This is a genomic window from Mesorhizobium sp. M0227 (assembly GCF_040321855.1).
Lineage (GTDB): Bacteria > Pseudomonadota > Alphaproteobacteria > Rhizobiales > Rhizobiaceae > Mesorhizobium.
Window position 1 is genome coordinate 13,444 of the sequence record NZ_JAMYSJ010000043.1, and the last position, 22,032, is coordinate 35,475.

Annotated in this window: 19 protein-coding genes, 1 tRNA gene and 1 riboswitch; of the genes, 17 read left to right on the forward strand and 3 right to left on the reverse strand. The window is 62.7% G+C overall.

The window, feature by feature from the left end; translation table 11 throughout:
* The first annotated feature begins 8 nt into the window (after window positions 1-8).
* From nuoL to NKJ00_RS30725, 11 genes are all read left to right on the forward strand, one after another.
* A complete protein-coding gene (gene nuoL / locus NKJ00_RS30675; protein WP_352632383.1) occupies window positions 9-1,982 on the forward strand; it encodes an NADH-quinone oxidoreductase subunit L in 1,974 nt (657 codons plus the stop codon).
* Window positions 1,982-3,487: an NADH-quinone oxidoreductase subunit M gene (locus tag NKJ00_RS30680; RefSeq protein WP_027034803.1), complete on the forward strand. Its 1,506-nt coding sequence runs from the start codon at window positions 1,982-1,984 to the stop codon at window positions 3,485-3,487. The genes nuoL and NKJ00_RS30680 overlap by 1 nt, the downstream gene beginning before the upstream one ends.
* 18 nt (window positions 3,488-3,505) lie before the next feature.
* Window positions 3,506-4,942 carry an NADH-quinone oxidoreductase subunit NuoN gene (gene nuoN / locus NKJ00_RS30685; RefSeq protein WP_352632385.1) on the forward strand — a complete coding sequence of 479 codons (1,437 nt, stop codon included), beginning with the start codon at window positions 3,506-3,508 and terminating at the stop codon, window positions 4,940-4,942.
* 5 nt (window positions 4,943-4,947) lie between these two features.
* Complete coding sequence (locus tag NKJ00_RS30690; RefSeq protein WP_023812378.1) at window positions 4,948-5,769, forward strand: biotin--[acetyl-CoA-carboxylase] ligase; 822 nt, start codon at window positions 4,948-4,950, stop codon at window positions 5,767-5,769.
* A gap of 118 nt (window positions 5,770-5,887) precedes the next feature.
* Entirely contained in the window at window positions 5,888-7,558 is a 1,671-nt protein-coding gene (locus NKJ00_RS30695; RefSeq protein ID WP_352551957.1) for a ribonuclease J, read from the forward strand.
* A 117-nt stretch (window positions 7,559-7,675) separates the two neighbouring features.
* Window positions 7,676-8,080, forward strand: coding sequence for a methylmalonyl-CoA epimerase (mce, locus tag NKJ00_RS30700; protein ID WP_352632388.1), 405 nt, complete (start codon window positions 7,676-7,678; stop codon window positions 8,078-8,080).
* The gene (locus NKJ00_RS30705; protein ID WP_023812375.1) at window positions 8,077-8,361 is read left to right on the forward strand and encodes a DUF1467 family protein; all 285 of its coding nucleotides are present in this window, start codon (window positions 8,077-8,079) and stop codon (window positions 8,359-8,361) included. The genes mce and NKJ00_RS30705 overlap by 4 nt, the downstream gene beginning before the upstream one ends.
* Before the next feature lie 654 nt (window positions 8,362-9,015).
* Complete coding sequence (proS, locus tag NKJ00_RS30710) at window positions 9,016-10,344, forward strand: proline--tRNA ligase (protein ID WP_128304417.1); 1,329 nt, start codon at window positions 9,016-9,018, stop codon at window positions 10,342-10,344.
* Window positions 10,341-11,627: a lipoprotein-releasing ABC transporter permease subunit gene (locus tag NKJ00_RS30715; RefSeq protein ID WP_352551960.1), complete on the forward strand. Its 1,287-nt coding sequence runs from the start codon at window positions 10,341-10,343 to the stop codon at window positions 11,625-11,627. Before proS ends, NKJ00_RS30715 begins: the two co-directional genes overlap by 4 nt.
* On the forward strand, window positions 11,579-12,307 hold the full coding sequence (locus NKJ00_RS30720) for an ABC transporter ATP-binding protein (RefSeq protein ID WP_196815336.1): 729 nt from the start codon (window positions 11,579-11,581) through the stop codon (window positions 12,305-12,307). The genes NKJ00_RS30715 and NKJ00_RS30720 overlap by 49 nt, the downstream gene beginning before the upstream one ends.
* A 600-nt stretch (window positions 12,308-12,907) precedes the next feature.
* Window positions 12,908-14,158, forward strand: a complete 1,251-nt coding sequence (locus NKJ00_RS30725; protein WP_352632390.1) for a site-2 protease family protein — start codon at window positions 12,908-12,910, stop codon at window positions 14,156-14,158.
* 72 nt (window positions 14,159-14,230) lie between these two features.
* Here the strand turns inward: NKJ00_RS30725 and lipB are convergent, their stop codons facing one another.
* On the reverse strand, window positions 14,231-14,974 hold the full coding sequence (lipB, locus tag NKJ00_RS30730; protein WP_352632392.1) for a lipoyl(octanoyl) transferase LipB: 744 nt from the start codon (window positions 14,972-14,974) through the stop codon (window positions 14,231-14,233).
* 235 nt (window positions 14,975-15,209) lie between these two features.
* On the opposite strand from lipB, the gene NKJ00_RS30735 reads away from it, so the two are divergent.
* From NKJ00_RS30735 to NKJ00_RS30745, 3 genes are all read left to right on the forward strand, one after another.
* A tRNA-Leu gene (locus tag NKJ00_RS30735) sits at window positions 15,210-15,294 on the forward strand.
* A gap of 191 nt (window positions 15,295-15,485) precedes the next feature.
* Window positions 15,486-16,904 carry a magnesium transporter gene (mgtE, locus tag NKJ00_RS30740; protein WP_023812369.1) on the forward strand — a complete coding sequence of 473 codons (1,419 nt, stop codon included), beginning with the start codon at window positions 15,486-15,488 and terminating at the stop codon, window positions 16,902-16,904.
* A 157-nt stretch (window positions 16,905-17,061) separates the two neighbouring features.
* Window positions 17,062-17,448 (forward strand): MerR family transcriptional regulator, encoded by a 387-nt coding sequence (locus tag NKJ00_RS30745; protein ID WP_023685221.1) that lies wholly within the window; start codon window positions 17,062-17,064, stop codon window positions 17,446-17,448.
* 252 nt (window positions 17,449-17,700) lie between these two features.
* Here NKJ00_RS30745 and NKJ00_RS30750 read toward each other — a convergent pair whose 3' ends face one another.
* Together NKJ00_RS30750 and NKJ00_RS30755 are read right to left on the reverse strand one after the other, a co-directional pair.
* On the reverse strand, window positions 17,701-18,177 hold the full coding sequence (locus tag NKJ00_RS30750) for a methyltransferase family protein (RefSeq protein ID WP_023812367.1): 477 nt from the start codon (window positions 18,175-18,177) through the stop codon (window positions 17,701-17,703).
* Window positions 18,174-19,172, reverse strand: coding sequence for a heparan-alpha-glucosaminide N-acetyltransferase (locus NKJ00_RS30755; RefSeq protein ID WP_352612451.1), 999 nt, complete (start codon window positions 19,170-19,172; stop codon window positions 18,174-18,176). The genes NKJ00_RS30750 and NKJ00_RS30755 overlap by 4 nt, the downstream gene beginning before the upstream one ends.
* 223 nt (window positions 19,173-19,395) lie before the next feature.
* Between NKJ00_RS30755 and NKJ00_RS30760 the strand changes: the two genes are divergently transcribed.
* The 3 genes from NKJ00_RS30760 to NKJ00_RS30770 all read left to right on the forward strand — a co-directional run bounded on the left by NKJ00_RS30760 (window position 19,396) and on the right by NKJ00_RS30770 (window position 21,881).
* On the forward strand, window positions 19,396-20,595 hold the full coding sequence (locus NKJ00_RS30760) for an MFS transporter (RefSeq protein ID WP_352632394.1): 1,200 nt from the start codon (window positions 19,396-19,398) through the stop codon (window positions 20,593-20,595).
* Window positions 20,596-20,651: 56 nt separating this feature from the next.
* Window positions 20,652-20,855: riboswitch (cobalamin riboswitch) on the forward strand.
* 36 nt (window positions 20,856-20,891) lie between these two features.
* Window positions 20,892-21,071: a CbtB domain-containing protein gene (locus tag NKJ00_RS30765; RefSeq protein ID WP_013531117.1), complete on the forward strand. Its 180-nt coding sequence runs from the start codon at window positions 20,892-20,894 to the stop codon at window positions 21,069-21,071.
* A gap of 15 nt (window positions 21,072-21,086) precedes the next feature.
* Window positions 21,087-21,881 (forward strand): CbtA family protein, encoded by a 795-nt coding sequence (locus NKJ00_RS30770; protein ID WP_352439839.1) that lies wholly within the window; start codon window positions 21,087-21,089, stop codon window positions 21,879-21,881.
* Window positions 21,882-22,032 lie beyond the last annotated feature (151 nt).

Consider the following 22,032-nt stretch of genomic DNA (forward strand, 5'->3'; position numbering starts at 1 on the left):
GAACCACCATGTATCAGGCCATCGTCTTCCTTCCCCTGCTCGGCTTCCTGATCGTCGGCCTGTTCGGTACGTCGCTCGGCGCCAAGGCGTCCGAATACATCACCTCCGGTTTCCTGGTGATCGCGGCCGTGCTGTCGTGGGTCGCTTTCTTCACCATCGGTTTCGGCCATGGCGAGGTGTTCACCGTGCCGGTGCTGCGCTGGATACAGTCGGGTGGGCTGGAAGCGTCCTGGGCGCTCCGGATCGACACGCTGACGGTGGTCATGCTGGTGGTGGTCAACACCGTCTCGGCGCTGGTCCACATCTATTCGATCGGCTACATGCACCACGATCCGAACCGGCCGCGCTTCTTCGCCTATCTGTCGCTGTTCACCTTCGCCATGCTGATGCTGGTGACGGCGGACAACCTCGTGCAGATGTTCTTTGGCTGGGAAGGCGTGGGGCTGGCGTCCTACCTGCTGATCGGCTTCTGGTACAAGAAGCCGTCGGCCAATGCCGCGGCAATCAAGGCCTTTGTCGTCAACCGCGTCGGCGATTTCGGCTTCGCACTCGGCATCTTCGGCGTGTTCGTGCTGTTCGGCTCGGTCAATCTGGGCACCATCTTCGCCAATGCGGCAACGTTCATTCCGGCCGAAGGCGCCCCGCACGGCGCCGCGGTGCTGACCTTCCTCGGCTATGCGCTGGACAAGCAGGCGGCCATGACGATTGTCTGCCTGCTCTTGTTCATGGGCGCCATGGGCAAGTCGGCGCAGGTGCCGCTGCACACCTGGCTGCCGGATGCCATGGAAGGCCCGACGCCGGTTTCCGCACTGATCCATGCCGCCACCATGGTGACGGCCGGCGTGTTCATGCTGGCGCGGCTGTCGCCGCTGTTCGAACTCTCGCATTCGGCGCTGACTGTCGTGACCTTCATCGGTGCCTTCACGGCCTTCTTCGCGGCCACCGTCGGTCTCGTCCAGAACGACATCAAGCGCGTCATCGCCTACTCGACCTGCTCGCAGCTCGGCTACATGTTCGTGGCACTCGGCGTCGGCGCCTATGGCGCGGCGATCTTCCATCTGTTCACGCATGCCTTCTTCAAGGCGCTGCTGTTCCTCGGCTCGGGCTCGGTCATCCATGCCGTGTCCGACGAGCAGGACATGCGCAAGATGGGCGGCCTCAGGAAACTGATTCCGACCACCTACTGGATGATGGTGATCGGCACGCTGGCGCTGACCGGCGTCGGCATTCCGGTGACGGTCATCGGTACCGCCGGCTTCTTCTCCAAGGACGCCATCATAGAAAGCGCCTTTGCCGGCCACAATTCGGTTGCCGGCATGGCCTTCGTGCTTTTGGTCATCGCCGCCTGCTTCACCGCCTTCTACTCCTGGCGGCTGATCTTCATGACCTTCCACGGCAAGCCGCGGGCGAGCCATGAGGTGATGCACCATGTCCATGAATCGCCGCCGGTGATGCTGGTGCCGCTGTTCATCCTGGCCGCTGGCGCACTGTTTGCCGGCGTCATCTTCCACGGCGCCTTCATCGGCGAGGGCTATGCCGAGTTCTGGAAGGCGTCGCTGTTCACGCTGCCTGACAACCACATCCTGCACGACATCCACGAATTGCCGCTGTGGGTCGAACTGTCGCCATTCATCGCCATGCTGATCGGCTTCGCGCTGGCCTGGAAATTCTACATCCGCTCGCCGGAAATGCCGGTCAACCTGGCCGCGCAGCATCGCGGGCTGTACGCCTTCCTGCTCAACAAGTGGTATTTCGACGAGCTCTACGACTTCCTGTTCGTGCGGCCCGCCAAGCGCCTCGGCCATTTCCTGTGGAAGACCGGCGACGGCACCATCATCGACGGCCTCGGCCCGGATGGCATTTCGGCGCGCGTCGTCGATGTCACCGACCGCGTCGTCAAGCTGCAGACCGGCTATCTCTACCACTACGCCTTCGCCATGCTGATCGGCGTTGCCGCACTCGTCACCTGGATGATGCTCTGATGACCGCCTGGCCAATCCTCTCGCTGGTCACCTTCCTGCCGCTGGTTGGTGTGCTGCTTATCCTGTTCATCAATGACGACAGCGAAAATGCCCGCCGCAACATCCGCGCCATCGCGCTGTTGACGACGACTTTCACCTTCATCATCTCGCTGTTCATCTGGACCGGATTCGACAATTCGCAGTCCGGCTTCCAGTTCGTCGAGAAGGTCGCCTGGCTCGACTCCGGCATTTCCTACCATATGGGCGTCGACGGCATCTCGATGCTGTTCGTCATCCTGACGACGTTCCTGATGCCGCTCTGCATCCTGGCGTCGTGGGAATCGATCGAGAAGCGCGTGAAGGCCTACATGATTGCCTTCCTGCTGCTCGAAACGCTGATGATCGGCGTGTTCTGCGCGCTGGACATCGTGCTGTTCTACGTCTTCTTCGAAGCCGGCCTGATCCCGATGTTCATCATCATCGGCGTCTGGGGCGGCAAGCGGCGCGTCTACGCCTCGTTCAAGTTCTTCCTCTACACGCTCGCCGGCTCGGTGCTGATGCTGCTCGCCATCATGGCGATGTTCTTCCAGTCCGGCACAACCGACATCCCGACGCTGCTGACCCACAACTTCCCGGCCAACATGCAGACCTGGCTATGGCTTGCCTTCTTCGCCTCCTTCGCGGTGAAGATGCCAATGTGGCCGGTGCACACCTGGCTGCCCGATGCGCACGTCGAGGCGCCGACGGCGGGGTCCGTCATCCTGGCCGGCATCCTGTTGAAGATGGGGGGGTACGGCTTCCTGCGATTCTCCTTGCCGATGTTCCCGCTGGCGTCGGAAATGTTCGCGCCGCTGGTCTTCGCGCTGTCCGTCGTCGCCATCATCTACACCTCGCTGGTGGCGCTGATGCAGGAGGACATGAAGAAGCTGATAGCCTATTCGTCGGTTGCTCATATGGGCTTCGTCACCATGGGCATCTTCGCCATGAACCAGGAAGGCGTGCAGGGCGCGATCTTCCAGATGCTCAGCCACGGCCTCGTCTCCGGCGCGCTGTTCCTGTGCGTCGGCGTCATCTACGACCGCATGCACACACGTGAGATCGCCGCCTATGGCGGCCTGGTCAACAACATGCCGAAATACGCCACGGTGTTCCTGATCTTCACCATGGCCAATGTCGGCCTGCCCGGTACCAGCGGCTTCGTTGGCGAGTTCCTGACCATGCTGGGCGTGTTCCGGGTCAACACCTGGGTGGCGTTCTTCGCCGCCACCGGCGTCATCCTGTCGGCCGCCTACGCGCTCTGGCTCTACCGCCGGGTGATCTTCGGCGCATTGACCAAGGAGAGCCTGAAGGGCCTGCTCGATCTGTCGCCGCGCGAGAAGGTGATCATCTACCCGCTGGTCGTGCTGGTCATCTTCTTCGGCGTCTATCCCGCCCCGGTCTTCGACGCGACGGCCGAATCGGTCAAGTCGCTCGTCACCAATGTCACTGCATCCATCGGCGCCGCGCAGACCGCGGCGGCGAACTGACCAGAGGTTTTGCGAACCATGACGCCGGACCTTCTCTCTAGCCTGTCGCTCTCGACGCCAGAGCTGATCCTTGCCGTCGGCGCGCTGGCGCTGCTGATGGTCGGAGCCTATTCGCGCGCCAACACGGCCAACACGGTAACCGGCCTTGCGGTTGCCGTGCTGGCGATCGCGGGCGCCTGGCTGATCTTCCGAACCGGGCAGGGCAGCGCTTACGGCAATGCCTTCATCCAGGATTCCTTCGCCCGCTTCATGAAGGTGCTGGCGCTGGTCGGCTCGGCGGTGACGCTGGTGATGTCGATGCGCTTTGCCAAGGCGGAGCGTTTCGACAAGTTCGAATATCCGGTGCTGATCCTGCTCTGCACGCTCGGCATGATGCTGATGATCTCCGCCAATGGCATGATCGGCCTCTATCTCGGCCTCGAGCTGCAGTCGCTGGCGATCTACGTGCTGTGCGCGATCAACCGCGACAATCTGCGTTCGACTGAGGCTGGCCTCAAATATTTCGTCCTCGGCGCGCTGTCGTCGGGCATGCTGCTCTATGGCATCAGCCTGGTCTACGGCTACACCGGCAACACCGGCTTCCAGGAGATCGCTTCTGCGCTCGGCAGCGGCGAGCGCCAGCTCGGTCTCGTTTTCGGCCTCGTCTTCGTGCTGGCCGGCCTTGCCTTCAAGATCTCGGCGGTGCCGTTCCACATGTGGACGCCAGATGTCTATGAGGGCGCGCCGACACCGGTGACGGCCTTTTTGGCGGCAGCACCGAAGATGGCGGCGATGGCGCTGATGGTGCGCGTCACCATGGGTGCGTTCAAGCCGATCGCCTCCGACTGGCAGCAGATCATCGTCTTCATCTCGATCGCCTCGATGGCGCTTGGTGCTTTCGCCGCCATCGGCCAGACCAACATCAAACGGCTGATGGCCTATTCCTCGATCGGCCATATGGGCTATGCGCTGGTCGGCCTTGCCGCCAACAGCCAGGCCGGCGTGCGCGGCGTTGCCATCTACATGCTGATCTATCTGGTGATGACGCTCGGCACCTTCGCCTTCATCCTCGCCATGCGGCGCAAGGAAGGCAATGTCGAGCAGATCAGCGAGCTGGCCGGCCTGTCGTCGACCAATCCGATCATGGCGACGATCCTGACCATCCTGATGTTCTCGCTGGCCGGCATCCCGCCGCTCGCCGGCTTCTGGGGGAAATGGTACGTCTTCCTCGCCGCCATCAACGCCAATCTCTATGCGTTGGCGATCATCGGCGTGCTGGCCTCGGTGGTGGGCGCCTATTACTATTTGCGCATCATCAAGATCATGTGGTTCGACGAACCGGTCGGCGGCTTCGTGCCGATGGCGACGGAATTGCGTGTCGTGCTCGGCGTCTCCGGCGCCTTCGTGCTGTTCTACGTGCTGATCGGCGGGCCGATCGGCACCTATGCCGAAGCCGCCGCCAAGACGTTTTTCTAATCGGCATGGCATTTCGGCTGGCTCCAACCTCGGCGTCGGATGGGTTCCGGCTCGAGGCGCATGAGAGCGTAGGCTCCACCAATGCGCTGGCACTGGACCACGCAAGGGCAGGCGACCCCGGCAAATTGTGGGTCGTTTCCAAGAAACAGGAAAGTGGGCGTGGCCGGCGCGGCCGCGTCTGGGCGACGCCAGAAGGCAACCTCGCGGCGACGCTACTGGTCATCACCAAGGCAGAGCTTCGCCTTGCCGCGACGCTGGGCTTCGTCGCCGGACTGGCGCTGGCCGATGCGCTCGACGCCGTGGTGCCGAAAGGCCGGATCGCCATCGGCCTCGACGGTGGCAGCGAAGGAAAGAACCGTTTCGAACTGAAATGGCCGAACGACGTGCTTGCCTCCGGCGCCAAGCTGGCCGGCATCCTGCTGGAATCGGCAATTCTGGAAGGCGGCCGTTTCGCGGTGGCGGTCGGAATCGGCGTCAATGTGGTGGCATACCCCGAGGATTTGCCCTATCCCGCAACATCACTCAGCGCGCTGGGCGCGGCATGCGATGCGGAAACACTGTTCCTGGCGCTGTCGGATGCCTGGAGCGAGAATGCCCGGTTGTGGGACGAGGGGCGCGGACTTGCCGCCGTCAGGCGTCGGTGGCTTGATCGTGCTGCGGGGCTCGGCGGCGAGGTTGCTGTCAGAATTGACGGTAATGTGGTGCGTGGGGTGTTCGAGACCATTGACGAGGACTGCCGTTTCGTGATCCGCGACGATGAAGGTTCGGTTCGGACGATCGCCGCCGGCGATGTGCATTTCGGCGCGGTCGCTTCGGCCAGGGCATAGGGCCGTTTATGCACGGTTCTAACTGTTTGTTTTTGCGCAACTCCGGTGGGAAAACCGTTACACACTTTTCCCGGAATTGCTTTTTGGGCTTGGCCTGAGGGCCAGGAAGGGAAAAATCATGGCGAAAGCGGAAACCGCCGAACTCGTCTTCGTGCCGCTCGGCGGCGTCGGCGAGATCGGCATGAACTTCGCTCTTTACGGCTACGGGCCGCCCAATGCGCGCGAATGGATCGTCATCGATGTCGGAGTGACCTTCCCGGATGCCAGCCTGCCGGGCGTCGACCTGGTGCTGCCCGACACGCGCTTCATCGAGGAGAACCTCGCCAATCTGCGCGGCATCATCATCACGCATGCGCATGAAGACCATTACGGCGCTCTGCTCGACACATGGCCGAAGCTGAAGGCGCCGGTCTGGATGACGCCGTTCAGCGCCGGCCTGCTGGAAGCCAAGCGGCAAGGCGAGCAGGGCGCGCCGAAAATACCGGTCACGATCTATCGGGCGGGCGAGAAATTCACCGTCGGCCCGTTCGAGATCGAAGCCATTCCGGTCGCGCACTCGATTCCCGAGCCGATGTCGCTGGCGATTACCTCGCCGGCCGGCACCGTCATCCATACTGGTGACTGGAAGATCGATCCGGAGCCGACGATTGGGCCGAAGACCGACGAGGCGCGTTTCCGGGCCTATGGCGACAAGGGCGTTCTGGCGCTGATCTGCGATTCGACCAATGCGCTGCGCGAAGGTGAGTCGCCTTCGGAAGTGGCTGTGGGCGAGGGCCTCAAAGGCGTCATCCAGGCTGCCAAGGGCCGTGTCGCCGTCACCACATTCTCCTCCAATGTCGGACGCATCGTCTCGATCGCCAAAGCGGCGCGCGATGCCGGACGCCAGTGCCTGGTGCTTGGCCGTTCGCTGAAGCGGGTCATCGATGTGGCCGGCGAACTCGGCTACATGGACGGTCTGCCGGAGTTCATCGCCGAGGAGGATTTTGGTTTCATCCCGCGCGAAAACCTGGTCATCATCTGCACCGGCAGCCAGGGCGAGCCGCTGGCCGCACTGGCCAAGCTGTCGCGCGAAGAGATGAAGTCGGTGTCACTGACGGCCGGCGACACGGTGGTGTTTTCCTCGCGTACCATTCCCGGCAACGAGAAGGCGATCCTCGAGATCAAGAACCGTCTCATCGACCTCGGCGTCAAGATCATAGAGGACGGCGATGCACTGGTGCATGTCTCGGGCCATCCGCGGCGCAGCGAATTGCGCAAGATGTATGAATGGGTGCGCCCGCAGATCGGCGTTCCCGTGCATGGCGAGGCGGCACATCTGGTGGCGCAGGGCTCGCTGATGTCGACATCGGGCATCGGCCAGGTGGCGCAGGTGCGCGACGGCGACATGCTCAGGCTTGCTCCCGGCCCAGCCACCATCATGGATCAGGTGCCGTTCGGCCGTATCTACAAGGATGGCAGACTGATCGGCACCGATCAGGCGATGGGCATCCGCGACCGGCGCAAGCTGTCCTTTGCCGGCCACGTGGCGGTCAATGTCGTGTTGGATGACAAATATGAGCTTGCGGGCGACCCCGACCTGGTCGCCATCGGCGTCGCCGAAGCCGATAGCCGTGGCGAGTCGCTGGAAGACTTGATGATCGATGCGGCAATCGGCGCGGTGGACTCGATCCCCCGTCAGCGCCGAAAAGACCTCGACCTGGTACAAGAAGCAGTGCGGCGCGCCGTGCGCGGCGCCGCCAACGAAGCCTGGGGCAAGAAGCCGCTGGTGACTGTATTCGTCACAAGGTGACGAAAGGGAGTAGGGGAATAGGGGAATAGGGGAATAGGGGAATAGGAAGAGCAAGCAGCTGATATATCTGTCTTCCCCTACTCCCTTGTTCCCCTACTCCCTTACCTGGGAGTGCCAATGCTCGGACGTCTCAACCATGTCGCGCTTGCCGTGCCGGATCTGGCGGCCGCCGTCGCCGCTTATCGCAACACGCTGGGTGCCGAAGTGACCGCGCCGCAGGCGCTGCCGGAGCATGGGGTGACGGTGGTGTTCGTCAATGTCGGCAACACCAAGGTCGAACTTCTGGAGCCTTTGGGCGAGGGGTCGCCGATCGCCGCCTTCCTGGAGAAGAACCCCTCCGGCGGCATGCATCACCTTTGCTATGAGGTCGACGACATCCTGGCCGCGCGCGATCGGCTCAAGGCCGCCGGCGCCCGCGTGCTGGGCGACGGCAATTCGAAGATCGGCGCGCACGGCAAGCCAGTGCTGTTCCTGCATCCGAAGGATTTCTTCGGAACGCTGATCGAACTGGAGCAATCATGAGCTGGGTTTCGTTCACCGCCCTGTTTTTCGCGACCTGGTGGGTGGTGCTGTTCGCCGTGCTGCCGTTCAGCGTGAGGACGCAGGACGACGATCGTGACGTGACGCTGGGCACGGTTCCGAGCGCGCCGCGCGGACCTCACATGCTGCGCGCCGTGATCCGCACCACCATCGCCACCGCGATCCTGATGGGCATTTTCTATGGCCTGACGCATGGGCTGGGATACAGCCTCAACGACATCCCGCACATCGTGCCGGAATTCAGCCAAACCCCAGCCAAATAGCCGGTCAAGGCCCAAGAAGATTTGTTCGGCAAAGACGTTTTCATCCGTCGGAACAGCTTGGTTCCAGACAGGAATGCTGTGCCGTTTTGCGGCCGGACGAGCGCTGACGCTAGGTAAGGTGGTTTGGCAACGCATTGCGCTAAGCAGATGATTGCACAAAAAAAATGCAAGGCACGAGGCCTTGCAATTTAAACGCGTCCGATCTGTTTCCGGTTTCCGGCGGCAGCGAGTAACCGCGCCTAGATCGCATCCTCCCAAGACTTTGACCGCGTAGGAGAGCAGATTTTTTTCTACCCTCTCGGTTATCGAGGTACATTAGCCTAAGGCGAATGACAATGTCACGAAGAATTTTGCCTTGAAACGGGCATTCTCGTGCTGCACTGCACAATAGTGTGGCAGGCGTTGCTTGGCTAACGATCATCAAGACGCGCGCGGTGACCGGGAGGCCTTGCGGCGCCGTGGGTCTTCTGGGCGGGCGAAGGACGGTGCGACGCTTCTGATCCCGGCTATCCCGTGCTTTTTGAAAATCGATTGCCGCTTTTCGGGCCGAAGCGTCCGGGTTCCCATTCCGCCTTGAAATGGCTATGAAGCCGGGTCAAGCAAGCCAAAGTCGCGCCGATTCTGACGCGGCCATCCTCACTCACGGACCAGTCCATGCGTTTGTCGCGCTATTTCCTGCCTATCCTCAAAGAAAATCCGCGCGAGGCCGAGATCGTCTCGCACCGGCTGATGCTGCGCGCCGGCATGATCCGCCAGCAGGGGCAGGGCAGTTTCTCGTGGCTGCCACTCGGCAAGCGAGTGCTGGACAAGGTCTGCCGCATTATTCGCGAGGAGCAGAATCGCGCCGGTGCGCTGGAAATCCTGATGCCGACCATCCAGTCGGCCGATCTGTGGCGCGAAAGCGGCCGCTATGACGACTACGGCAAGGAGATGCTGCGTATCAAGGACCGGCAGGACCGCGACATGCTCTACGGCCCGACCAATGAGGAAGTGGTCACCGAGATCGTCCGCGCCTATGTCAAATCCTACAAGGACCTGCCGCTCAATCTCTACCACATCCAGTGGAAGTTCCGCGACGAAGTGCGGCCGCGCTTCGGCGTCATGCGTTCGCGCGAGTTCCTGATGAAGGACGCCTATTCTTTCGACCTCGACTTCGAGGGCGCCAGGGCGGCCTACAACAGGATGTTCGTGTCCTATCTCCGGACTTTTACGCGCATGGGGCTGCAGGCAATACCGATGCGGGCCGACACCGGGCCGATCGGCGGCGATCTCAGCCATGAATTCATCATCCTGGCCGACACCGGCGAGAGCCAGGTCTATTGCCACCGCGACTATCTTTCGCTCGATGTGCCCGGAGAGAAGACCAACTTCGCCAATGCCGCCGAGATCGGCGATATCGTCAAGACTTGGACGACACCCTACGCGGCCACCGACGAGATGCATGACGAGGCGGCGTGGGAGAAGATCGGCGAGAGCGACAAGGTTTCGGCGCGCGGCATCGAGGTCGGCCACATCTTCCATTTCGGCGATAAATATTCGAAACCCATGGGCGCCAAGGTGACCGGCCCAGACGGCAAGGATCATTTCGTCTCCGGAGGCTCCTATGGCATCGGTCCGTCGCGGCTGGTCGCTGCGATCATCGAAGCCAGCCATGACGACAACGGCATCATCTGGCCGGAGGCGGTGGCGCCGTTCGACATCGGGCTGATCAACATGAAAGCGGGCGACGCCGAGTGCGACCGCGTCTGCGACGAGCTGCATGCCGCTTTCGTCGCCGCCGGCAAGGACGTGCTCTATGACGACACCGACCAGAGGCCCGGCGGCAAGTTCGCCACCGCCGACCTGATCGGCCTGCCCTGGCAAGTGATCGTCGGCCCGCGCGGTGTCGCCGCCGGCGAGATCGAGATCAAGAATCGCAAGACCGGCGAGCGCGAGACGCTGCCGATCGCAGACGTGAAAAAGCGCTTCGGTGTCGCCGCATGAGCGATGCGGTGGCGGCAAGACCGGTCGGCGCCGGACCCTTTTCCATCTTCGAGCGCATGGTTGCCTGGCGCTATCTGCGTTCGCGGCGCAAGGAGACGGTGATCTCGGTGATCGCCTCGATCTCCTTCCTCGGCATCATGCTCGGCGTCGCCACGCTGATCGTGGTCATGGCGGTGATGAACGGTTTCAGGGCGGAGCTTTTGACGCGCATCCTCGGCGTCAACGGTCACCTGATCGTGCAGCCGCTCGATTCGCCGCTGGAGGACTATGCGCAGGTCGCCAGCCGCATCAACGGTGTAGCAGGCGTCAAATATGCCATCCCGCTGATCGATGGCCAGGTGCTTGCGCAAGGCAATGTCGGCGGCGGGACCGGAGCGCTGGTGCGCGGTATCCGCGGCGAGGATCTGAGCAAGATCGCCATCGTTGCCAGCAACATCAAGCAGGGTTCGATCGCCGATTTCGACTCCGGCGAGGGCGTTGCCATCGGCAAGCGCATGGCCGAGAATCTCGGCCTGACGCTTGGCGATACGATCACCTTGATTTCGCCCGACGGCGACGTGACGCCGATCGGCACCACGCCACGCATGAAGGGCTACAAGATCGCGGCGATCTTCGAAGTCGGCATGTCCGAGTATGACACGTCCATCGTCTACATGCCGTTCTCGGAAGCGCAGCTCTATTTCAACATGGATGGGCGGGCGCAGACGATCGAGATCTATGTCGACAATCCCGACGATGTCGATGCGCTGAAACCGAAGGTGGAGGCGGCGGCGCAGCGGCCGATCGACATGGTCGACTGGCGCCAGCGCAACGAGACCTTCTTCTCCGCCCTGCAGGTCGAGCGCAACGTCATGTTCATGATCCTGACGCTGATCGTGCTGGTGGCGGCGCTCAACATCATCTCCGGCCTGATCATGCTGGTGAAGGACAAGGGCCACGACATCGCCATCCTGCGCACCATGGGGGCTTCGCGCGGCGCCATCCTGCGCATCTTCCTGATGACGGGCGCGGCGATCGGCGTGACCGGCACGCTCGCCGGTGTGCTGCTCGGCGTGCTGATCTGCACCAACATCGAATCCATCCGCCAGTTCTTCTCATGGATGACCGGCAAGGTGCTGTTCAATCCGGAGCTCTATTTCCTCAGCCAGTTGCCGGCGAAGATGGATCCGCGCGAGACGACCTATGTCGTCCTGATGGCGCTCGGCCTGTCCTTCCTGGCAACGGTGTTCCCGGCATGGCGGGCCGCGCGTCTCGATCCGGTCGAAGCCTTGAGGTACGAGTAGTGGCCGAGGTCATTATCGAGCTGAAGAGCGTCGAGCGGCACTATGTCCAGGGGCCGCGCAAGCTGACCATTCTCAATGGCGCTGATTTCGCGCTGAAGCGCGGCGAGATGGTGGCACTGGTGGCGCCGTCGGGCACCGGCAAGTCGACGCTGCTGCACACCGCTGGCCTGCTGGAGCGGCCCGACGCGGGTGACGTCATCCTCGCCGGTCGTGCCTGCGGACGGCTCTCCGACGACGAGCGCACGGCGATCCGCCGCAACGATGTCGGCTTCGTCTACCAGTTCCATCACCTGCTGCCGGAATTCTCGGCGCTGGAAAACATCATGATGCCGCAGCTCATCAAAGGGCTGAGCCGCAAGGACGCGGCCGAGCGCGCGGCGCAGCTGCTCGATTACATGCAGATCGGCAAGCGCGCGTCGCACCGGCCGTCCGAACTCTCCGGCGGCGAGCAGCAGCGCGTCGCCATTGCCCGCGCGGTTGCCAATGCGCCGCTGGTGCTGCTGGCGGACGAGCCGACCGGCAATCTCGATCCGGTCACCGCGTCTTATGTGTTCGAGGCGCTGGCGGCACTGGTCAAGCAATCGGGCCTCGCAGCGCTGATCGCCACCCACAATCACGAACTGGCATCGCGCATGGACCGGCGCGTTACGCTAGCCGACGGCAAAGTGGTGCCGCTTTAGTCTCCGATGTCGTCATCCTAGGGCGGAGCTCCGCGGAGCGGAGCGTAGACCCTAGGATCCATGCCGTTACTTTCGAGACAAATGCAGGGGTCGAGGATATGCGACCTTTATCAGAGCGATAATTCTGCACCGTAGCATCGCCCCAAGGTCACGGCATGGATCCTAGGGTCTGTGCGCGTCGCTCCGCTCCTTGCTCCGCCCTAGGATGACGAAGCAATGGGTGTATTGGCTAATCGCAAAGGCTGCGATCTCACCACGTAGCACCGTCCGACGCCCATCAACCTTTTCTTAACCCTGCCGATCTGATCGCCGCAAAAATCCGGATGCGGGCGGATCGTGCCCGTTGACTTTGAGACAAAATTAGAACAAAATGCGAACATATCAACAACAGGAGAGAGTTATGACCGATCTGGTTCAGGATGTCATCTCACTGGTTTGCATGAGCACGTTCCTTGTTTCCATGGCGATCTGGATCGGAGCCATGTGATTTGGCGGCGTTCGCCGTCGCTGTTCCCGCACGGTCGAAGGCCGTTCCGCCGTTAAGCTTTTCTTGCCGTCGCGGCGTTAGGGTGCCCCGGCAAGACAGGGAGCAACGTCCAGGTGTCGCCCATCGTCACGGCCATTCTGGTGGCCAGCAATCTCGGGCTAATCTTTCTCTTGATGACCGTGCCGCTGGGTCTGCGCACGATCCGGTTGACTCGTCTGGTGGCGATGGACCGGCAGCGCCTCTGGCAGGCGCTGTGGCCGCTCGGCAGCGATGCCGGCTGGTCCGGTGAGATTCTTTCCGCCGAGGCGCCGGACGGCGAGGGCGTGGCCCGCATCACGCTGTCGTGGGAAGGTCGCGACGGCAAGCCGATCGAACGCAAGTCGCGGTTTGAGGACGTCGTCGAAGGTATCAGCTTCTCGATGCGCGTCATCGAGGACACCGCGCTCGACGCTTCATTCTGGAAGGATTTTCGCGAGACCACTGAGCTCGTTTCCGAGGGCAACGGCACGCGGGTGACGCTCAGCCAGACCGATCGCTATCGCGGCGTTGCCTTCCTGGTGTTCCGCTATTTCGCCATGCGCCGCGAGCTTGGCAAACTGCAGCGCTGGGCGCGGACCGGGCAGTATCGCAAGGGCGGCTGGTTCGAGCATCCGTTGAGCCAGGTCGGTTTCGCCGGGCTTTCGGCGCTGATCCTGTGGCCATTCTTCGGCCTTCACTTCGGCGGCCTGGCACTGGCCGCGATCCTCACATCAGTGGTCGCCCTGCATGAGCTTGGCCATATGGCGGCGTTTCGGCTTATGGGCCACAACCGGGCACGGATGATCTTCATTCCGCTGCTCGGCGGCATCGCCATTGGCGGGCGGCCCTATGACAGCCGTTTCGAAGTCGCCTTCGTGGCGCTGATGGGCGCCGGCTTCTCCGCATTCCTGGTGCCGATCGCTATCGCCGCCAGCACCTTTGCCGGCGCTGAAGGACATCGGCTGGCGGCGGCGCTGCTGGAGACACTGGCGGGCTTCGCCGCCCTGTTCAACATCGCCAATCTGGTGCCGGTGTGGAAGTTCGACGGCGGTCAGGTGCTGCGCCAGATCTGTCCGGGGCCGGTCGCGCTGGCGCTGGCTTCCTTCTTCCTGCTCTCGGCTTTCCTGGCCGTGGGTTGGCAGGCCGGCTTTTCCTCCAATTTCCTGCTCGCGACGGGAGCGGTGTTTTCGATCCTCAGCCTGTTGACGATGAGCAGCGGGGTCAAGCCGCGTTACGAGCTGAAGCCGATCCGCACCATCGACCGCCTCGCCATGGCCGCGGCGTTGCTGGCGGTGTTCGCCATCCATGGCTATGGCGTCCTGTGGGCCTCCGCCCAGCTCATCTGAGGTGTGTTGATATTCAGATGGATGCCGGCCTGTGAATCACACATAGCTTGAGCCGTACCGGATCAGGAAGAATCAGCCGGCCTTGCGCTCGGCTTCGACAGGCAAAGCCGTGGCGGGACCGAACACATCCTCGAAGGCGGATTTCAGCGCCAGGTCAAGATCGGCCATGGTCAGGGGAAGGCCGAGGTCGACGAGGCTGGTGACGCCGTGGTCCTGCACGCCGCAAGGCACGATGCCGCTGAAATGGTCGAGATCGGGCTCGACATTGATGGCGATGCCGTGAAAACTCACCCAGCGCCGCAGCCGAATGCCTATGGCCGCGATCTTGTCCTCCGCCGGCGAGCCGTCCGGCAGGGCAGGGCGATTCGGCCGCACGACCCAGACGCCGACCCGGTCCTCGCGGCGTTCGCCATGCACATTGAAGGCGGCGAGCGTGCCGATGATCCACTGTTCGAGCGCCGCGACGAAGGCGCGGACGTCCTCGCGCCGCCGCTTCAGATCAAGCATGACATAGGCGACCCGCTGGCCCGGCCCATGATAGGTGTATTCGCCGCCGCGTCCCGCCGAAAACACCGGGAAGCGGTCGGCGTCGATCAGATCCTCGCCGCGGGCGCTGGTGCCGGCCGTGTAGAGCGGCGGGTGTTCGACCAGCCAGACCATCTCGCCGGCGGCCCCGCTGCGGATCGCCTCGGCGCGCGCCTCCATGAAGGCAAGTGCTTCGGGATAGGCGGTAAGGCCGGGCTCGATCAGCCATTCGACCGGTGCTGAACCGGGGAGCGGCAGGAACGACGTGGCGATCTGGCTGCGTTCGGGCATGGCGTATCGTCTTTTCGCTTATGCATGTCGCGTCCCAAAACCGCGCCGCACCTTTGGGTGACATCAACCTGCCTTCCATATGGCGATATCAGGCGCAAACGTCCAGTTCCGACGCTGCGTTCGGACCCTGTGGAGCATTATGCCAATCGCCTGACATTATTGCTTGCCGTGCACTTGTTTCGCCGGAAACGATTTGCTACACGCCGCGAGCCGGTCGGTTCCGGCTCTACCACGTGCGGTCGTGGCGGAATTGGTAGACGCGCAGCGTTGAGGTCGCTGTGGGGCAACCCGTGGAAGTTCGAGTCTTCTCGACCGCACCATTCTCTTCCCAGAGTCCGATTTGTACCGGTCTCGCCCGCTGCGGGCCGGGCGCATTTCGTTTGATATTCCCGCACTTTACGCCACTTTCTTTCTGAGCGTCGGATTCTCCCAAAACCGGTTTCCCCTTTTGGGTCCGATGCTCTAGACCTGATTTGCACCTTTTCCGGGATTCTTGTGGCGGGAGGCGCTGGTGGAAGGCGAGCACGAACGGACGACCGGCGCCAGGGCCGCCGAGGACAACCACGCCGATATCTATGGCGAGGACGGCGCCGTGCTTTCGTCCTTCCTTGCGCGGATTGGCGCGGCGATCGCCGACCGCGACACGCTGACCCTCAAGCATGAAGTCGACGACCTGCACCAGTCGGAACTCGGCGACCTGCTCGAGGCGCTGCATCCCGAACAGCGCCGCGCGCTTGTCGAACTCCTGGGCGCCGATTTCGACTTCTCCTCGCTGACGGAGGTCGACGAGGCGATCCGTATGGAGATCGTCGACAATCTGCCCAATGCGCAGATCGCGCAGGCGGTGCAGGAGCTCGATTCAGACGACGCCGTCTACATTCTTGAGGATCTCGACCAGGAAGACCAGGACGAGATCCTGTCGCAACTGCCGTTCACCGAGCGGATCAGGCTGCGCCGCTCGCTTGATTATCCCGAAGAGACGGCCGGCCGCCGCATGCAGACCGAGTTCGTCGCGGTTCCGCCGTTCTGGACGATCGGCCAGACCATCGATTACATGCGCGAAGACAACAACCTGCCCGAGCGCTTCAGCCAGATCTTCGTCATCGATCCGAGCTTCAAGCTGCTCGGCGCCATCGACCTCGACCAGATCCTGAGGACCAAGCGCTCGGTCAAGGTCGAGGAAGTGATGCACGAGACGCGGCACGCCATTCCGGCCACCATGGACCAGGAAGAGGCGGCGCGGGAATTCGAGCAGTACGATCTTTTATCGGCCGCGGTCGTCGACGAGAACGAACGGCTGGTTGGCGTTCTGACCATCGACGATGTCGTCGACGTCATCCAGCAGGAGGCCGAGGAAGATTTGATGCGCATGGGCGGCGTCGGCGACGAAGAGCTTTCCGACAGCATCTTTTCGACCTCGCGATCACGCGTTCCGTGGTTGCTGATCAACCTTCTGACCGCGTTCCTGGCGGCGTCGGTGATCAGCCTGTTCGACCGCACGATCGAACATATCGTCGCACTGGCGGTGCTGATGCCGATCGTCGCCGGCATGGGCGGCAATGCCGGCTCGCAAACCATGACCGTCACCGTGCGGGCGTTGGCGACCAGGGATCTCGACATCTACAATGCCGGCCGCATCATTCGCCGCGAGATGGGTGTCGGCTTCATCAACGGCATCGTCTTCGCCATCCTGATCGGCATCGTTGCGGCAGCCTGGTTCCGTGACCCCAATCTGGGCGGCATCATCGCGGCGGCGATGATCATCAACATGTTCGTGGCCGCCCTGGCCGGCATCCTGATCCCGCTGCTGCTCGATCGTTTCAAGATCGATCCGGCGGTCGCTTCGGCGGTCTTCGTCACCACGGTTACCGACGTCGTCGGTTTCTTTGCATTTCTCGGCATTGCCACGTGGTGGTTCGGTGTGCCCTGAAGGCACGCCTTTTGGCTTAATTGACTTTTACGTAAATGCCGTGCGAGGCTTGCGCGGGGCGCCATGTCGATTCCGGCATGGCATGGGTTTTGGTTCGGGACATAAGGGTGACGCCGGCATGGCGATCGCCCCTTGGTTTCGGCGTGCGGGAGTGGCAATGCGAGAATATTATTCGATCACCGAGTTGACCCGTGAGTTCGATGTGTCGACGCGGACGCTGCGCTTTTACGAGGACGAAGGGCTGGTGCAGCCGGTGCGGCGTGGCCGCACGCGGCTGTTTCGCCCCTCCGACCGGCACCTCATCCGTCAGATCATGCGCGGCAAGAGGCTTGGTTTCTCGATCAACGAAATCCGCGAAATCATCCAGATGTACAAGGAGCCGCCCGGCGAAGTCGGCCAACTCAACCTAATGATCAAGCGCATCGAGGAAAAGCGCGAGGATCTCCGGCAGAAGCGCCGCGATCTCGAGGAGACGCTGGCTGAACTCGACCAGGCCGAGGAGTCTTGTGTGGAGCGGCTGGTCGAGCTTGGCGTGAATACCTGAGCGGACTGGATTCTATCGCGCGTTAGCGTTCGGAATGAGCGGAAACGTCTATTCCTTCTGCAATGCACCGCGACGGCGCAGAACTTTGCTCCGCTGCACTCCTAGACCGAGGTCACGGCATGGATCCTAGGGTCTCCGCGACGGAGCTGCGCTCCTGCTTCGCCCTAGGATGACGAAGTTCGCAAGACTTAGGCTAATCGCCGAAGTGTGCACCTGTCAAAACCTCTCCGCGATGGAAACCGGAGCGCCAGCTCAAATCCAGCGGCGCACGCGTTTCGCGTAGTCGCGGTATTTCTTGCCGAATTTTGCCGCCAGCATCTTTTCCTCGCCTTCGATCGCCATTTTTTGCGTGGCATAGGCGGCGATGAAGGCGAGCGGCAGGAACCACACGATGCCCGAGACAAAGGCGACGCCGATCAACAGCAGGGTGTTGGCCAGATACATCGGATTGCGGGTGATGCCGAAGGGACCCGTGGTGACCAGGTGATCGGGCACAGCGTTCGGGTTCAGCGTGGTCTTGGCGCGGACCATGGTGCGGATCGCGGTGACCCAGAGCGCTGCAACGGCAAGCAGCACCACCCAGCCGGCGGCGAAAAGAATGTCGCCCAGGAGGTCACCGATCCAGGGCAGGGGATAGAGCAGGCCCAGCGCGATGCTGATGGCGATGGCGGCGGTGTAGATCAGCGGCGGCCACGGTATGAGCCCCGGCTTCGGCTGGTTCTCGGTCATTTGACCCCTTCCTCCATCAACTTGCTGTCCGTCTTGGCGGTACACATGCCGGCGAGATCGGACAGATGCGTCTTCCATTCCGCAGTCTGGTCGTTGTTGTAGAGCCGATCAAGCGTCGCCTCGCCCTCGAGCGTATCGAGCATGCAGACACAGTAGCTCGTACAGAACTCGGTGTCGCGCGACTGCTCGCAGGACAGCTGGCAGGTTTTGAGGAAATTCACCTGCGGGGTTTCGACCTGCGCCGGCATGATCTGCGAGAACAGCCAGACGCAGCCGATCAGCAATGGCTGGTGGATCAGGTAGAACGCCAGGCTGTGCCGGCCGATAAAGACCAGCGGGTTGGCCCAGCGACCGGGCGCCAATTCGGCAAGCCGGGCAAGCACGCCTGAACCGGCGGCGAGTTTCGTCACCGCGATGCCTGCAAGCACGGCGCCGAACCATGGAAACAACGGAACGTAGTCGTTGGAGCGTGGATTGTTAGCCGACAGGCCTACCCACCACAGCCATGGGTGATCGAACGCCTCGAGGCGCAGATAGACAGGCGCCGCAATGACGAGCGCGGCGACGACAAGCGTCAGCAGTGCCGGCAGCCGCAGAAAGGCGAGGCCGAGCAGGCTGGCCAGCGCGATCTCGTGCAAAATGCCGAAGAAGATGAATCCATCCGGGGTGGCGATGCGGGTGACGACCGAAATCGCGATCGCGGCTCCGGCGACCATGGCAAACCGCTTCCAGAAGCCGTTCCAGCGGATCTGTCGGCCATGGGCGAGGTACAGGCTGACGCCAACCAGGAACAGGAAGGTCGAGGCTATGCAGCGCGCGTAGATCTTCCACCAGCCGAAGGCGGTCAGGCCGGGATCGGTGTAGCCGAAGAACTCCAGATCCCAGGTGAAATGGTAGCTTGCCATGGCGATCAGCGCGATGCCGCGCACGATGTCGATGACGACGATGCGCTTTGGTCGATCCTGAACGGGTGCGGTCGGCGTTTGGATGCTCATGGTCTCGCATTCTGATTCAGCCCCGTTGGAGGACTATCACGGTTGCCCCGGACAAAAGAAGACCGGCAATCCTGCCGATAACGCCGGATCGGCCGCGGCATTGGGCCAGTGCCGGGAAGCCTTTGGCCGGCTTCGCTTTTGCCGGATGCACGTCGGTTTCCTCTTATTGGCACTGGGGTCGCCACGGCAGATTTAACCCGGTGAATCTGCTTCGGGGAAAGCAATGTCCACCCATGTGCGCCATCCGATCTGGCTGCCGGCTCTCAAGGCCGCGGACGCGCGCACCTTCGCGTCGCTCTATGCGGTCGAATCCTTCGCCCGCGCCACGGTGTCGAGCGTCATCCCGATCCAGGCCTATGAAATCCTGCACAACGAGCAGATCGTGTCGATGCTCTACACAGTCGTGGCGATGCTCGGCCTGTCGGTGACATTGTTCATGCCGATGCTGATCCGCCGCTTTGCCCGCCGCTGGGTCTACACATCAGGCGCCTGCCTGCTGGCCGTCGGCTCGCTGTTCTTCGTCACCGACACGCTTGCCGGGCAACTGGCCGGCATGCTGTGCCGGGTGATGGGCGCCAGCGCGCTGTCGATCACGCTCAACCTCTACATCATGGACCACATCCGCAAGACCGACTTCATGCAGGCCGAATCGCTGCGCATGGCGTGGTCGATGCTGGCCTGGACCGGTGGGCCGACGCTCGGCATCTTCCTCTACACGCGCTTCGGCATCTATGCCGCGCACGGTGCGGTCGCGGTGTTCGCGTTTGCCCTGCTGGCGCTGTTCTGGACCTACCGCCTCGGCGACACCCAGTCCATCCGTCCGGGCAAGACGCGCCCTGTCAATCCGCTCGCCAATATCGGCCGCTTCGTCGCGCAGCCCAGGCTCAGGCTGGCCTGGCTGATTGCCTTCGGCCGCTCCTGTTTCTGGACAACGTTCTTCGTCTACGGGCCGCTGTTCATGGTGATCACCGGCGAGGGCAAGCTGGCCGGCGGCCTGCTGGTTTCGGCCGGCAACGCGCTTTTGTTCATGGCCATCTTCTGGGGCAAGGCAGGAAAGCGCTTTGGCGGCCGCAGGACCATGACATTCGCCTATTTCGCCATGTCGGCCACGCTGCTGGCGGCAGGCTTCGTCGGCGAAACCGTGCCGCTGCTCACCGGCGCCTTCCTGCTCTGCGGCGCCTTCTTCACCATTGCGCTCGACGCGCTCGGCTCGACCGCCTTCATGCGTTCGGTGCGCTCCTATGAAAGATCGCAGATGGCGGCGGTCTACCGCACCTATCTCGACTTTTCCGAGCTGACGCCGCCGCTGGTCTATTCGGTGGTGCTGGCCTTCTTCGGCCTTGGCGCGGTGTTCGTCACGCTCGGCCTGCTGGCGGCGGTCTGCGGCTTTGTGACGTGGCGCTATCTGCCGAAATCGCTTTGACCTTCATGGCGCATTCGCAATGGCCGCCGGCGGAATTTGGTTTGCCGGAGGCGAGGATTCTGCCTATAGTCGCCGGTGTCGCCGGTTCCATTTTGGAGCCAAGAGGGAATGCGGTGCGGGCGAATTCGCCCAATGCCGTGGCTGCCCCCGCAACTGTGTGCGGTAGTCCTCTCCATATGCCACTGAAGATTTTTCTTCGGGAAGGTGGGGAAGGATGCTGATCCGCGAGCCAGGAGACCTGCCGGCGACAGGAAACTGACTTCGATGCCCTCGGGTGGAGGGCGAAAGGACAAGACATGACTACCGCTTCCGTCTCCCTCGGCGCCTCCGTCTCCTCGCAGTCGCGCTTCATGCAGCTCGCGCTTGCCGCGCTGCTCGGCATTTTCGTGATGGGCTTTGTCGGCTTCTCGCATATCGATGCCGTCCATAATGCGGCTCACGACTATCGCCATTCGATGGCGTTTCCCTGCCACTGACGAGGGGCTGACATCATGAATCTGTTTCGCAACGTCGTGTTCATCGCGGCGATCGCAGGGCTCGTGGCCGGCGTCGTCCTCGCCTGCCTGCAGGCCTATGCCACCGTGCCGCTGATCCTGAAGGCGGAAGTTTACGAACAGGCGGGCGGCGGGCATCACCATGACCATGGCGCTCCGGCCGCAACGGATAGCAATGCCATGAGCACAACTGCTCCGGCGGGAGATGCGATGAGCTCTGCTGCCCCGGCTGCGGCGGAAGCCGCTCCGGCAGACGAAGGTTGGGCGCCGGCAGACGGTTTCGAGCGTTTCGCCTTCAGCGTGCTTGCCAATATCGTCACCGGCATCGGCTTCGCCTTGATCCTGGTCGCGGTCTCCGAATTCGCCGGCGGCATCGGTGGCTGGCGCCAGGGCGTGTTCTGGGGCCTTGCCGGCTTTGCCGTGTTCACGCTGGCACCGGGCCTCGGCCTGCCGCCGGAATTGCCTGCCATGCCGGCCGCCGATCTCACCCAGCGGCAGATCTGGTGGTGGGCAACGGTGGCGGCAACCGCTGCCGGTCTCGGCCTGATCGCGTTCCGCAAGTCGCTGCCGCTGGCGATCCTTGCCGTCTTTTTGATCGTCGCACCGCATGTTGTCGGTGCACCGCAGCCCGACAGTTACGAGACGGCGATTCCGGAAGGGCTGCATCACCAGTTCGTGGTGGCGGTGACCGTGACCAACCTCGTGTTCTGGCTGGTGCTCGGCGCGGTCGTCGGTGTGGTGCGTGGCCGCTTCACCGGCACCGCGACCAGCCTGCGCGACAGCTTTGCCTGATCGCAAGACACTGACCTTCCTCATCGGCGGTGGGGGGGGGGGGGGGGGGGCGGGCCGCCCCCCAAAATAAAGAGGCAAGAAGGCCGCGCCCGCCGCACGAAGTATGAATTTAAAAAAAAAAAAACAACCCCAACCCCCCAGCGGGGAGGGG

What these genes read in the sequence shown, in the direction of transcription:
- nuoL (WP_352632383.1), top strand. Translation starts at nt 9, where the DNA reads ATGTATCAGGCCATCGTCTTCCTTCCCCTGCTCGGCTTCCTGATCGTC.
- NKJ00_RS30680 (WP_027034803.1), top strand. Translation starts at nt 1,982, where the DNA reads ATGACCGCCTGGCCAATCCTCTCGCTGGTCACCTTCCTGCCGCTGGTT.
- nuoN (WP_352632385.1), top strand. Translation starts at nt 3,506, where the DNA reads ATGACGCCGGACCTTCTCTCTAGCCTGTCGCTCTCGACGCCAGAGCTG.
- NKJ00_RS30690 (WP_023812378.1), top strand. Translation starts at nt 4,948, where the DNA reads ATGGCATTTCGGCTGGCTCCAACCTCGGCGTCGGATGGGTTCCGGCTC.
- NKJ00_RS30695 (WP_352551957.1), top strand. Translation starts at nt 5,888, where the DNA reads ATGGCGAAAGCGGAAACCGCCGAACTCGTCTTCGTGCCGCTCGGCGGC.
- mce (WP_352632388.1), top strand. Translation starts at nt 7,676, where the DNA reads ATGCTCGGACGTCTCAACCATGTCGCGCTTGCCGTGCCGGATCTGGCG.
- NKJ00_RS30705 (WP_023812375.1), top strand. Translation starts at nt 8,077, where the DNA reads ATGAGCTGGGTTTCGTTCACCGCCCTGTTTTTCGCGACCTGGTGGGTG.
- proS (WP_128304417.1), top strand. Translation starts at nt 9,016, where the DNA reads ATGCGTTTGTCGCGCTATTTCCTGCCTATCCTCAAAGAAAATCCGCGC.
- NKJ00_RS30715 (WP_352551960.1), top strand. Translation starts at nt 10,341, where the DNA reads ATGAGCGATGCGGTGGCGGCAAGACCGGTCGGCGCCGGACCCTTTTCC.
- NKJ00_RS30720 (WP_196815336.1), top strand. Translation starts at nt 11,579, where the DNA reads ATGGCGGGCCGCGCGTCTCGATCCGGTCGAAGCCTTGAGGTACGAGTA.
- lipB (WP_352632392.1), bottom strand. Translation starts at nt 14,974, where the DNA reads ATGCCCGAACGCAGCCAGATCGCCACGTCGTTCCTGCCGCTCCCCGGT.
- NKJ00_RS30745 (WP_023685221.1), top strand. Translation starts at nt 17,062, where the DNA reads ATGCGAGAATATTATTCGATCACCGAGTTGACCCGTGAGTTCGATGTG.
- NKJ00_RS30750 (WP_023812367.1), bottom strand. Translation starts at nt 18,177, where the DNA reads ATGACCGAGAACCAGCCGAAGCCGGGGCTCATACCGTGGCCGCCGCTG.
- NKJ00_RS30755 (WP_352612451.1), bottom strand. Translation starts at nt 19,172, where the DNA reads ATGAGCATCCAAACGCCGACCGCACCCGTTCAGGATCGACCAAAGCGC.
- NKJ00_RS30760 (WP_352632394.1), top strand. Translation starts at nt 19,396, where the DNA reads ATGTCCACCCATGTGCGCCATCCGATCTGGCTGCCGGCTCTCAAGGCC.
- NKJ00_RS30765 (WP_013531117.1), top strand. Translation starts at nt 20,892, where the DNA reads ATGACTACCGCTTCCGTCTCCCTCGGCGCCTCCGTCTCCTCGCAGTCG.
- NKJ00_RS30770 (WP_352439839.1), top strand. Translation starts at nt 21,087, where the DNA reads ATGAATCTGTTTCGCAACGTCGTGTTCATCGCGGCGATCGCAGGGCTC.